We start from the raw sequence: 11,860 nt of genomic DNA on the forward strand, positions 1-11,860 counted from the left end.
TTCACAGGGTTGGATGACAGGGGGCTGACACTCAGGACTTGGAGTACAGGCTATACCATGAAAATCATCACCTTTTGGTTGCAAATCCTCGTGGGTTGCATCCTGTTGGCATGTTTGCCTGCAATGGCAAGCGACGGCCCGGACCAAAAGATAGCGGCATCGCTGCTGTTGGAATCAAACACTCCGGCGTCCGGGAGCCAGACTTCCCTGGCTATCCGTATGTCGCCCGAAGCGGGATGGCACGGTTATTGGCTCAACCCCGGTGACGCCGGTTTCCCGCTGCAGCTGAAATGGCAACTGCCGGAGGGGGTCACAGTGGGAGAACTGCAATATCCTGCCCCCGAGTCCCTGCTGATAACCGGCATGATGAATTACATCTATCACGGTGACTATGCCTTGCTGGCACCACTGCAGATTGCCGATGAGGTCGCCGCGGGTACCGCCATCGATGTTGCGGTGGAACTGCGCTATCTGGTGTGCAGTCCCACGCTGTGTTTACCCGAGCAGCAGCGGCTCGAAACCCACTTTATTGTTGGCGACAAGGGCGCGCCCAAGACACAGCAGGACGCCTTTAATGTCTGGCGACAAGCTATCCCAAAACCCGTGGCGGCGAGCGCTGATTTCACTGTCCGCGATGGGCAATTTGTGTTGTCGCTGCCCCTGCCCGAAACCGCTTCCCTGACTGATAATCTGCACTTTTACCCTGAGGTCAACGGCGCGCTGTCCAATACGGCGCCGCAATCCTTTGTGCAAAAGGGTGACCGCCTCTTTATGCAGACCCAGGCCGGTGAGGGGGATGTCAGTGACTTTCATGGTGTGCTGACGCTGGATAAAGGCCTGTCTATCCGGGTCAAGGCGACCGGGCAGGCGGGTGGTGCATTGATGTTCCCAACCGAAGCCGGTTTACCGGCTGCGCAAGAGGGCTCGCTGCTGCCCCTGTCGGTGGTGGCCGTGTTGGGAGCTGTGCTCGGAGGATTGCTGCTGAATCTGATGCCCTGCGTCTTTCCCATTCTCAGCTTAAAAGTGCTGAGTCTGACTCACATGGGGGACGAGCGCCTTGCCCGGCGCGGCGCTGTGGCATACACGCTCGGCGCCGTCCTGGTGTGCGTACTGCTGGGAGCCCTTATTCTGGTGCTGCGGCAGTTCGGTTTGCAGGTGGGCTGGGCCTTTCAATTGCAGCGGCCTGAAATCATAGTGGCGCTTATTCTACTGATGATGGCCATAGGGCTGAATCTGGCCGGTTTGTTTGAAATGGGCACCCTGAGTTCGGGCCGTCGCCTGCAGCAGCAACAAGGACCGGCGGGGGATTTTTGGACTGGCGTGCTGGCTGCCTTTGTGGCCACCCCCTGTACCGGGCCTTTTATGGCCACCGCTCTGGGGGCGGCGCTGGTGCTGCCGACTTACGTTGGGCTCATGGTATTTGCCGGTTTGGGTCTGGGCATGGCCTTGCCCTTTTTGCTGGTGGGCTTTGTACCTGCACTGCGTCAGCGAATGCCTAAGCCCGGTGCCTGGATGGTGACAGCGAAGCGCATTTTTGCTGTGCCCATGTTGCTTACGGCCCTTGGACTGGTGTGGGTGCTGATGCAGCAGACTGACAGCCAGTATGTGTTTGTTGCCCTGTTGCTGGCAATGCTGCTAGGTCTTGCTCTCTGGCTGATGGGATTGCTCCAGCATGGGGGCCGAGACAGGCCTTGGTGGCCAGTGCTTTCGGCGGTCATTATTGTCGCTGGCACCCTGTTCAGTGTACCGCCGGGGGCAGAGACTCAGACATCGAAGGCAGGTGCCGAGACAAACAGGCCACTGACATTTAACGAGAAGGACTTGTCGGCGCTGATCCAGGAGCAGGATGTGTTTGTGTATTTCAGTGCCGATTGGTGCCTGACCTGTAAAGTGAATGAAACAACGGCCATTGAGCGGCAAGACACCCAGGCGGCCTTCGAGCGCGCAGGGATGGCCGTGATGCTGGGCGACTGGACCAATGGTGACCCGCAGATTACCGAATTTCTGGCAAAACATCAGCGCTCTGGTGTGCCTTTATATCTTTGGTATAAAAAGGGGAATCTACAGCCAGAGGTGTTGCCGCAAATACTGACATCCTCACTGCTGATTGAAAGGGCGGGTGGTTGAGGCCGGGCGCCCTGATGATGCTGTGTCAGGGCGCTTGTCGACTTTCCTTCTTTGGTGCTGCAGGTTCGTTGGATGGAGTTACTTTGGTGCCTTGCCGGACGCCCGTGGTCAAGCCGGGGATATAGGTATTTGAGCGGGCTATGGCCAGTGGGCTGTGACGTCACGTTTTGGCGGATTGCCAAAGAGGCGTGCGTATTCCCGCAAAAACTGTGATGGGCTTTCGTAGCCGACCCGGTAGGCCGCAGCAGAGGCATCCATGTTTTCGCCGAGCATTAATCTGCGGGCTTCCAGCAGTCTCAGGCGTTTTTGATACTGTAGCGGACTCATGGAGGTGAGCGGACGAAAGTGATGATGGAACGTCGATTTGCTCAGGCGGGCCATGTCGGCCAGCCCATCCACACTCAGGTGCTGATCATAATGTGATTTCAGCCATTCGATGGACTTGGCAATCCGCAGCCCCAGGTTGCCCGCCGATGCTATCTGCCGCAATCGACTTCCCTGTTCGCTGATAAGAACCCGCCAAAAAATTTCCTGTTTAATAAGGGGCGCGAGTACTGCAATGGATTCGGGTTCATTAAGTAATGCCACCAGACGTTGAACGGCATCCAGCAGTGAAGGTGTGGTATTGCCAAGCACCATGGCGTGTTCTGAGGTGGGGTCTTTATGTGGATGTGGTGGTGCCTGCATAATCAGTTCGCTCATCATGGCCAAATCCAGCTTGAGGACAATGCCCAGATAAGGTTGTTTCTCACTGGCTTCCAATACCTGCATTTTGGCCGGTAAATCCAAACTGTTTTCGTGGCTCTTTACATGAGTAAACTGTGCGGCGAAAACAGCAGGTTTCCCTGTCTCATCTGCGGCGGTAACGCCATTGTTGATGCCTTTGCAGCGACTTGCTTCTGAATTGCCCTGGGGTGATGCTAATCACTTGCTTGAATCCATGGATAAAGTGGGCCTGGTCGCTGGAGTCGGTTTGATAGCCAGTGTCGGGGTATCAGAGTACTTTTGGTTCCGGGTTTATGTTGCCAAGTTGAAGCAGCATCGGCTGGGAAGGGGGCTGGCGTATTCCGTATTTGCGACCATTAATTTTCAGTGTTTGATGGCCAGAAACAGTAGTTTTGTTAATAACTATCGGTTAATGTAGCCTGTTGTCGTATTGGGTTTTCCCCTGAGAACGGATATGGAAATCTCTTGGTTGAACAAGCCTTTCAAGTGGTTGCTTTTAAAGAGTTTTCCCCCCTATGCGCCATAAACAACTTACGCAGGACGCGCCACTTGCTCGCTCTGCCATCTGCCTGAAAACGATAATGAGTAGTTCAAACACTATTAAAGGGTAAGAGTTGACCTATGAAAGAGTGGTATTTCTCCCATAACGGTGAAGTCAGCGGGCCGCTGGGCCTGGCCGAATCAAACCTGTTTATTGCAAACAACCCAAATAGTTACGCTTGGCATCCGTCCTTCGCGCAGTGGATGCCGGTGAGTCACATCGACGAGTTTGATATTGCCATCACGCCGCCACCGCCACCCAAGGCCATTCCCAAAGAGCTGATTGCTCACTTCATTGCCAAAGAGCAGGAGCTGAACAAATCGCTTGGGCGTATCGAAGATACCTTAAGGTCGATAGACAATTCGCGTGCCGAGTTGGAGCGCGACATCAACGACACCAAGGGCGTGACGCAAACCTTGAATCAGGAAGTGAACACCACCCTGCGCAGTATCAACGAACAATACGAAGCGCTGCAGAAAAAACTGGCGGGATTCAAGTCCAAGCAGTCCTGAACCGCACCCTGATAACAGTTAACGGCGAATAAGAATAATGACGATGAAAAAATGGTTTCTATCCCAGGATGGCGAACTCACAGGGCCATTAACCGAAGCTGAGGCTATCGCCTATTTACAGGACAAACCCAATAGCTATGGCTGGCATCCCACCTTCAGCCAGTGGCTGCCGGTGAGTCACATTGCCGAGTTTGTTGGCCGTGTGCCTGCGGTTGAGTCGCCTGCCAAAATTCCCAAAGAGCTGATTGACGGGTTTAACACCAAGCGCACCGAGCTGCAGCACACCTTCGGCGCCATGGATGAGTCTATTAAGTACACCAAGACTTATCTCTATGAGCTTGAACAGGAAATCAATATCTACAAGCGCCTCACCAATAAGCTAAGCGACGAAGTAAAGCAGGGCATTGGCGGCATTGAGTCCACCTATCAGGGCTACCAGAAGGTGCTGGAAGATTTGGTTTATGCCGTCAGTATGGCCAAGGTGGAAATGGAAGAAGTCACCGCCGAGTTCGATCAGCGCCTGCTTGAGCGCGAAAAGGACCTGGCTTCGGCACCGGCCGCGCCTCAGGCCGTGCTGAACACCGCAGCCAGCCTTGGACTCGCCCTCGACCCTGTGGCAGTAAAAGCGGCCGCCGCGCCTGTTATCCCGGCGCCGGCTTTAGCTGAGCCCAAGACAGTACAAAAGGACCCCTTGGCCAGTGCCGCCAAAGACGCCGCCGAGGCGCTTAAGCTGTCCCAGCCTGCGGCCATTGAATTCGATATCGAGCCACCTGCCGCAGAGCCAGAAGTTGTGGCCGAGCTTGTTGAACCAGACGCTGTGGCAGAGCTTGCTGAGCCAGAGGCAGTTGTTTCTGCGCCAATCGAGTCCGAGACAATTGAACTCGAAGTCATTGAGCCTGAGACAATTGAGCCCGAAACAATCGAGCTGGAGCCAGTCCTCCCTGCAGCGCCAGCCAAGGCTGAGCTGGAACTGGTCGGCGACCCGGTGGCTACTTCTGTTACCCCTGATGCCGCCCAAGAGCTGGTGGCCCAGCTTGAGCCTGTGGAGGATATTCAGGCGGAGATTAAGCCTGAGCCTGAACTCAAGCCAGAGCCTAAGCCTGAGCCCAAGCTGCAGGTGGTGCAGGATGCGGTAGCCAGCAAGCCTGCCGCGGCGGAAACTGTCGCCTTGGATCCCGTGGCTGCCAAACCTGCTGCCATCAGCAAGATTGCACCGCCGCTGGATATCGACCCAGTTGCGGCCAAGCCAGCCCAGTTGGACCCGATAGCGCCAGTTGATCCGATTGCAGCGCCAGTTGATCCGATTGCCGCACCAGTTGATCCAGTCGCTGCGCCCCTTGATCCTGTTGCAGCACCTGCCAAAGCAGCGGCAGTGTCGCTCGACCCGGTTGCCACCAAGGCTGACCCCAATGATTTCTTTGCTGAATTAACCCAGCGCTCCCAGTCCCTCGACCCTGTGGCCAGCAGGCCGCCAGCGGGCATGGACAAGCTGCTGTTTGGTTTCAGCCCGGAAGAGTTTGGCGCAGCCAGCGGCGATGCCAAGCCTGCACCTCTGGCCGAAGTGCCCAAGGCTGAGCTGCCTGCCGATGCAGAGCCCTTAGCCAGTGCCGATAAGCAGGCCGATAACAAGGCCGATAACAAGGCGAAGTTCAGCGAACAGCCAGAAGGCGATGAGGACGGCAAGAACGATAAGGGCGAGCCCCTTGCCAAGTTGCAGGCCGTCACCAGCATCTTCAAGTCGGTATTCAAGGGCGAGAAGAAGGATGAGATCCGCTTCCTGTCTGAATCCGAGGCTGGCCCGGGCGCTGCCCAGGCAGAAGACGCCGCCGAGCCAGAACTGGCAGAAGTGAGCGCTGACAAGCCCAAAGAGACTCAGCCCAAGGAAGTGAAGAACGACATCGAAGGCCGGATGCGCCGCCGTAGCAGAAGACGCGGTTAACTCCCGCAGCCTCTTCTGGTCATGCAAACAAAACGCCCGAACCTTGAGTCGGGCGTTTTTGTTTCCGTTGTGGTTACGGCTTCCAGCCTGGGTCAGCTGCCGGCGCTGCGGCGCTTGAGCCAGCAGCCAAAGGGGTACCACAGCTGGCCTAAGAAAGAACGGGGCAGCGGCTTGGTGGTGCCGTAGTGGGCGGGCCAATGCTTGGATGGCACATGCAAAGTACCAAACAGCCAGTCGTAAATTGGCGTGTGGGCGCCGTAGTTGGTATCTATCGCCGGTTTTTCTGAGCTGTGATGCCAGTGATGGAACCAGGGGGTCACCAACAGATATTTAAGCGGCCCAAAATGCAGCCTGGTGTTGCAATGGATAAGCACCGCCTGCAGGGCGGCGAAGGCCACATAGATATCCAACGCAGCCTTGTCGGGGCCAAGCAGATACAGGGGCACCATCACCATGGCGCGCTCAGAGAACATCTGAATAAAATGGCCGCGGGAGCCTGCCAGCCAGTCGAGATCTTCTACCGAGTGATGCACCGCATGAATGGGCCACAAAAAGCCCACTTCGTGAAACAGCCTGTGTTCCCAATAGAGCACAAAGTCGGCGGCGAGGATAATGGCCACCACCTGCACCCACAGCGGCAGTGCCTGAACCCAGGCCTGCACATCGTCACTCACAGCCCAGTGGAAGTGGCTCACATGGTAGTTGGCGTAAAGCAGGATGGCGGAAATCGCCAGATGGTTAAACACAAAGTACCACAGATCTAGCCCCCAGCCGGGTCGCAGGATCACCTGATCCCTGTACCTTGGCAGCAGTTTCTCGAGGGTCATAAAAATAAACACAGAGCCAAGAAATGCAAGGATAAGCCAGTCAACGCCGAGGGACAGCGGCTTTGGTGCCACAGGCCCAACAGGAATTTGCCAGCCGCCAAGCAGAAATGCGATGCTGGTCAAGGTGATACCCGTTATCCCCAGACGGCGATAGCCTCCAAGCACAAAGGTCAGCAAGCCAAAAAACAGTGAAAAATACATGCCGTATTTCAGCACCTGCTGCAGCTCTTTGGCGTCATAAACCGCTCGAAGCTCGGTGGTGGTCAGGTAAGATGGGTACAGGTAGGCAAGCACTGCCAGCAGCGACAGCGCGCCCAGAAACACGCTGGCGTAACCGCTGATTTTGCCTTCTCCGATGCGAAAGGCCTTATGAGGGCGCGACGGCACCTCGCGTTGCTGATATTGATACTGCTCGTTCATGGTCACATCCTTGTTTTGCCTGCCAGTTTAGCGTTGTGGGGCGAGGTAACTGGCCCTTGGTCGGCGCATTGGCGTGCCGCTATTCTAGCAGGGTGCGATACTTTTAACAGAGCAGGCGTACGGCATCAGCTTGTAAACACGGGTTAGGCCGAAAGCCTGGTCAGTGACTGAGTAAATAATACTGTGAATCAATGGGATATAACATGAGTCGAGCCCAGTGCCCGCAAGATATGCCAATCAGCGCCTGCCCCGGCCGCGCAAACTTTGGGTTGGTGTTTAGCCGCGGTTTGAACTACCTTGCAACCGCACTCGGGGCCTTGCTGTTGGCGGGCCAGAGCCTGGCTGCGCCGCTGCGCTCAAACGATAGCAATCACCTCGATACTGCCTTTATCGCCAATGCCTTTATCGCCGTGGTGCATGGGCGGGAATATGAAGCCGGCAGCTTTGTGCTGTCACGTTGGCCGGGGGAGATCAAATTCCATATCCATGAAGGATACCAGGATCCTCAGGCTGTTTCGTTAATCGAGATGCACCTTAGCCAGCTTGGCGACATCAGTGGCCGACGCTTTACCAAGGCCCCCGTCGCTGAGGCCAGATTGGAGATTTTTCTTACCCGCCAACGGGACTGGCAGACACTGGTGACTGACCGTCTCGGCGCCAGGGCCGCAGCAAACCTGCATGGCGCCGTGTGTCTTGCCAATTACAGTGCGCCGGGGGGCGTGATAACCAAAGCGCAGGTATTTATTCCGGTAGATCAGGCCAGGATGCAGGGCAAGCTGGTGTCCTGTGTGGTGGAAGAAATCACCCAGATCATGGGCCTGCCCAACGACAGCGTGGCGGTGTTCCCATCTATTTTCAACGACCGAACCCCGGACGACCTGTTAACACCGCTGGACTGGGTGCTGATAAAGCTGTTGTACCACCCCGATTTGGCGCCGGGGATGACGGCAAGCCAGAGCGCGGCTGTGGTGAAAACCCTGCTGCGCCAGTGGCAGGCTGACGGCACCCTGCAAGGTGCTCCGGCGAAGGTAAAGCAGGGAGAACTCTACCGTGTTCTGGGGCGGCGGTGATGGTCCCTGTGTGTTCACTCTGGTGCAACAACCGCCTTTAAGGTATCTTGGGGCGGAGTTTTCAGGCCTTATGGAATAGCCAAATAGAATCATGGAATTACCTGCACCACTGAACCGCTTTCGTGACAGCATCAATTCGGTTTTCCGTCGGCCGGCTCGCAGCCCTATTACCCGCATGCTGGTGGGTTTTCGCCAGCTATGGCACAGCCTGAACTTTGCCCAGCGCAGCTATTTTGTGGCGACCTTGCTGCTGATAGGCGAAATGGTGTTGATGCTGGATCTGGGGCCTTGGTTTACGGCGGTGTTAACCCTGATGGTACTCGCGGCCCTTGCCAGTGAATTCTGGCCACGTTTTTTGCATGTATGGCACAGTCTGCCCGGCAAGGCAGTGATCCTGCTGTTTTATGCGGTGGTGGCTAACTTTGCGTTGGGGAATGCTGCGGGCATGGTGAATGAGGTGACCGGCGTCTCGGCCGCAAGCCTGCCATACAGCCATAACTTTGCGATTTTGCTGAGTTTACCCGGCTGGTTTTTTATGACCTCCGTGATGATGCTGCTACTCGCACAAGTTGCCATGCCCTTTTATCTGCTACTGCTGCTACTGCTTAAACCCTTTGGTATTCATGCTCTTTGGCATCCTCCCCATTATCGTTTTGTGTTTACCACCGCCTTGGTACGTTGGTTTTGGAGTATTGCGCTGCTGGTGCAACTGTTGATGTTTGGCGCCTTCACCGGCGTGGGCTCGGACTCAGGTACCTTAACGTCCAAGCTGTATGATGGCTTTATGGAGGCGGAAAAAGAGCTGGTAGAAGAATTGCCGCTTAAGCAGACAGATGCTGACCAAAGCGAAGTGATTGCAGCCACTGCGCTCGAACTCGGGGCTGATGAGGCCCTGCTTGATGAGGCATTGGTTGATGACGTGAATACGCCGGATGCGGAATTCGGTATTCATTTGTCCACAAATGGTGAACGGCGCTCGTTGGCATCGATGCCGGTGCAGGAAATGCGTGCCAGAGCCTCGCGCTACCACAGCTTCAGGCAGTCGATGCTGGAATATTTTATCTACCACTATGAGGCCGATAGCCGTTCCCGCTGCGAGCACGAGGATGGCAGCAAGGTGGTGGAATTGAACGACTACGAAATCCTTGAAATCCTCGATCATGAGGCCGGGGATGCCCGCTACAGCTATAAGGTGAAAACCTGTGTGTCACCGGCCTTTGGTCACTGAACACTGTTATTGACTATGCTGCAAACCAAAAAAAGCTGCCTGGGGCAGCTTTTTTTATGGGCAGCTTTTTTATGGAAGGCCTTTCTTATTCGAGGCTCGGGCGGCTGGTTTGTCGGTTATGCCGTTTCAGTGAGCGCTTTGCGACGTGACGCCAGCCGAACTTCATACAGCGCCGCTTCGGTTTCAGTGAATGCCTGCTTCAGTGAGTGCAGGGTGGCCTCAGCCTTGCCGCTACTGAGCAGAAAACCATGGATTTCAGTCATCAGCTTGGCCCATACAGCGGCATCCACTTTATGCCCCTGCTCTAGGCAGGTTTCATAGAGCATATCGAGGGCAAAGGTGTTACCGCCGAGCACCGCCCGTTCCAGCAGTTCTATAGCCCGGTCCGGGTCACGCTTACCCTGCTCGCCGTCCTGCAGCAGGCGTATGGCATGGTTCTGATCCATATCGGCCTGGGCACTTTGGCTGATGGGGAAGCGGTTCAAGAAGTCCTGATAGCTGCTTTCGGCCTCAGTTTTTTCGTACTGTCCCAGGCGTTTGGTTAAGTCTTCCAGCGCCTGCACATGCTCGGGGGCATGGTCGGTGGCCGCCAATTTGTAATATTGCCAGGCGGTAGGCAGGTGGCGGCGTACTCCCAAACCCCGCTCGTAGGCCTGTGCCAGCAAGAACTGGGCGTGGGTCCACCAATCCTCGGCCATCGGCGTCAATATTGCCACGGCTTCGGAGTGGGCGTCGTTGCTGTGCTTATGCAGCAGCAACAGCTCGGCCAGGGTGAAGGCGGCACTGAGGTTATCGCTGTCGTCCTCCATGGCCTGGCGCAGCAATACCTCCGCCTTGTGCAGATCCCGCGCAAGCAGGTTGCCGTTCAGGTACATCATCCCCAGCTCTACCCGGGTGTATTGGTCGTCCACTGCCAGCTCTTCGAGCAGGGCGGCGCCCCGGCGAATGTCATCGCGGTTATGCTCGTTTTGCAACAGTAACCAGGCGAGCTCCCGCTTGGCGCTGCTATCGCCGCCGGCGCTTGCCAGTTCAAACTGCTCCCGAGCCTTGGCGGCGTCGTTGCCATGCTCTGCTGATTGATAGTATCTGCCCAGTTTGAAGTGGGCTTGGGCGTGACCTTTTTCAGCGGCTTTTTTCAGCCAATACAGGGCTTTGCTGCCATCTGGGTCGGTAAGTGGATTGTCGAAATACATGGCGCCCAACTGGGTCTGCAAATCCACATCACCGGCCTCGGCACCGGGACGCAGCAGCGACTCCAACTGCTGCTTATCGCCACCCAATACCGGGTGTGCATTAAAGCTCAGTAAGGTGCGTTGTTTGACGGCAAGGAGCGGGTCCAGCTCGGCGGCTTTGGCGTACCAGTGACGGGCCTTGGCGTCATCGAGCATGCCGAACTCTTCCAGGCTGTATAGCTCAGCCAGCATTTGTGCGGCTATGCCATTGCCTTGTTCGGCTTTGTCCTGCAACAGGGCGGCGAGTTCGTCGTATTTGTTTTGTCCCATCAGGCGCATGGCAGCTTTGATGATGGCGTCGGTGTCACCGTCTTTAAGGCGTTGGCGTTGGCGCCAACGGGAGAAAACGACAAACAGGGTAACGATAAACAGAATGGCAACTAACAGCTTCATAGCGATCCTTCACTGTTTCAAAGCATGGGCTCGCAGAGCGCGGGCCAGTTAATGAAATGTCTTGCAAAGGTTGCCACGATGAAAATAAGTCAAAGGAATTCATGTACATCCCTGCTGCAACCTTGGCTTCTTGGAGGCAGTGTGCATGGATTGAGCTGCAAGCGCAAGGCGATGTGAAGGCCATGTGCCAGGCTGCATGGCCATGCCAGAGGGGGAGTATTGGCCGCAGCCCTTACTGCACTTGAGCCTTTTGGGGCAAAAAGCGGAAGCGACCTGTGATGGGGTAGTCGAACAGCATGTCTTCCAGCACCGGGCCCTGACCTATGTTGTGCACTATCAGCGGCCGCTTGCCATCTTCCGAGCGCTTGTCGGTGACTATGCCGATATGGGGCCTGTGGCCTGTTACCGTCCAGGTCACCAGATCGCCGGGTTGGTAGTCTTCGCCCTTGTCGCTTACTTTAAGTTGCTCACCATGGCGGCTGAAAAAGGTTTGCAGATTGGGCACCCGCCGGTGATCTATGTTGCTGTCTGGCTTGGATAAACCCCAAATTCGTTTGGATGGGTATTGGCTGAAGTGGGCCTTGATGTCTTGGTGCACCAATGCCTGCAAATCCAGCCCCAGGGCACGATAGCTGCGAATGACCACATCGGTGCAAACACCGATATCGGCCGGCACGTCGCCCATGGGGTAGGGAATGCGGTGGTAGCTGCCATCGTAGCGCACCTGATGTTGGGTGCGCTCACGGGCCGCAGCAACCAGCTCGTCGGCGGTGATGGCGCTGGCAAGCCCTGGGGTGAGCAGCAACAGCAGCCAGAATGCGTATTTGAACTGATCTGTCACTTAA

Annotated in this window: 9 protein-coding genes; 5 read left to right on the top strand and 4 right to left on the bottom strand. The window is 56.1% G+C overall.

Translation table 11 applies throughout. From position 1 onward, the window contains the following. Nucleotides 1–57 precede the first annotated feature (57 nt). Nucleotides 58–2,127, top strand: a complete 2,070-nt coding sequence (locus MJ923_RS11350; RefSeq protein ID WP_240591179.1) for a protein-disulfide reductase DsbD family protein — start codon at nt 58–60, stop codon at nt 2,125–2,127. A 138-nt stretch (nt 2,128–2,265) separates the two neighbouring features. On the opposite strand, the gene MJ923_RS11355 is transcribed toward MJ923_RS11350, so the two are convergent. After that, a complete protein-coding gene (locus MJ923_RS11355) occupies nt 2,266–2,916 on the bottom strand; it encodes an AraC family transcriptional regulator (protein WP_276313063.1) in 651 nt (216 codons plus the stop codon). A gap of 558 nt (nt 2,917–3,474) precedes the next feature. Here MJ923_RS11355 and MJ923_RS11360 point away from each other — a divergent pair. Together MJ923_RS11360 and MJ923_RS11365 are read left to right on the top strand one after the other, a co-directional pair. Beyond that, nucleotides 3,475–3,906 carry a DUF4339 domain-containing protein gene (locus tag MJ923_RS11360; protein WP_240591181.1) on the top strand — a complete coding sequence of 144 codons (432 nt, stop codon included), beginning with the start codon at nt 3,475–3,477 and terminating at the stop codon, nt 3,904–3,906. Between the two features lie 43 nt (nt 3,907–3,949). Next, nucleotides 3,950–5,845 (top strand): GYF domain-containing protein, encoded by a 1,896-nt coding sequence (locus MJ923_RS11365; RefSeq protein ID WP_240591182.1) that lies wholly within the window; start codon nt 3,950–3,952, stop codon nt 5,843–5,845. A 92-nt stretch (nt 5,846–5,937) separates the two neighbouring features. Here MJ923_RS11365 and MJ923_RS11370 read toward each other — a convergent pair whose 3' ends face one another. Beyond that, the gene (locus MJ923_RS11370; RefSeq protein ID WP_240591183.1) at nt 5,938–7,092 is read right to left on the bottom strand and encodes a sterol desaturase family protein; all 1,155 of its coding nucleotides are present in this window, start codon (nt 7,090–7,092) and stop codon (nt 5,938–5,940) included. 203 nt (nt 7,093–7,295) lie between these two features. On the opposite strand from MJ923_RS11370, the gene MJ923_RS11375 reads away from it, so the two are divergent. Then, the gene (locus MJ923_RS11375) at nt 7,296–8,162 is read left to right on the top strand and encodes a DUF2927 domain-containing protein (RefSeq protein ID WP_240591184.1); all 867 of its coding nucleotides are present in this window, start codon (nt 7,296–7,298) and stop codon (nt 8,160–8,162) included. A 91-nt stretch (nt 8,163–8,253) separates the two neighbouring features. After that, nucleotides 8,254–9,390 (top strand): hypothetical protein, encoded by a 1,137-nt coding sequence (locus MJ923_RS11380; protein WP_240591185.1) that lies wholly within the window; start codon nt 8,254–8,256, stop codon nt 9,388–9,390. A 116-nt stretch (nt 9,391–9,506) separates the two neighbouring features. Here the strand turns inward: MJ923_RS11380 and MJ923_RS11385 are convergent, their stop codons facing one another. Both MJ923_RS11385 and MJ923_RS11390 read right to left on the bottom strand, forming a co-directional pair. Further along, the gene (locus MJ923_RS11385; protein WP_240591186.1) at nt 9,507–11,015 is read right to left on the bottom strand and encodes an SEL1-like repeat protein; all 1,509 of its coding nucleotides are present in this window, start codon (nt 11,013–11,015) and stop codon (nt 9,507–9,509) included. Nucleotides 11,016–11,247: 232 nt separating this feature from the next. Then, complete coding sequence (locus tag MJ923_RS11390; RefSeq protein WP_420854435.1) at nt 11,248–11,856, bottom strand: DUF1287 domain-containing protein; 609 nt, start codon at nt 11,854–11,856, stop codon at nt 11,248–11,250. Nucleotides 11,857–11,860 lie beyond the last annotated feature (4 nt).

Source organism: Shewanella zhuhaiensis (genome assembly GCF_022484835.1).
Taxonomy (GTDB): domain Bacteria; phylum Pseudomonadota; class Gammaproteobacteria; order Enterobacterales; family Shewanellaceae; genus Shewanella; species Shewanella khirikhana.

Coding starts and splice junctions, on each gene's coding strand:
- MJ923_RS11350 (WP_240591179.1), top strand. CDS start 58: ATGAAAATCATCACCTTTTGGTTGCAAATCCTCGTGGGTTGCATCCTG.
- MJ923_RS11360 (WP_240591181.1), top strand. CDS start 3,475: ATGAAAGAGTGGTATTTCTCCCATAACGGTGAAGTCAGCGGGCCGCTG.
- MJ923_RS11365 (WP_240591182.1), top strand. CDS start 3,950: ATGAAAAAATGGTTTCTATCCCAGGATGGCGAACTCACAGGGCCATTA.
- MJ923_RS11370 (WP_240591183.1), bottom strand. CDS start 7,092: ATGAACGAGCAGTATCAATATCAGCAACGCGAGGTGCCGTCGCGCCCT.
- MJ923_RS11375 (WP_240591184.1), top strand. CDS start 7,296: ATGAGTCGAGCCCAGTGCCCGCAAGATATGCCAATCAGCGCCTGCCCC.
- MJ923_RS11380 (WP_240591185.1), top strand. CDS start 8,254: ATGGAATTACCTGCACCACTGAACCGCTTTCGTGACAGCATCAATTCG.
- MJ923_RS11385 (WP_240591186.1), bottom strand. CDS start 11,015: ATGAAGCTGTTAGTTGCCATTCTGTTTATCGTTACCCTGTTTGTCGTT.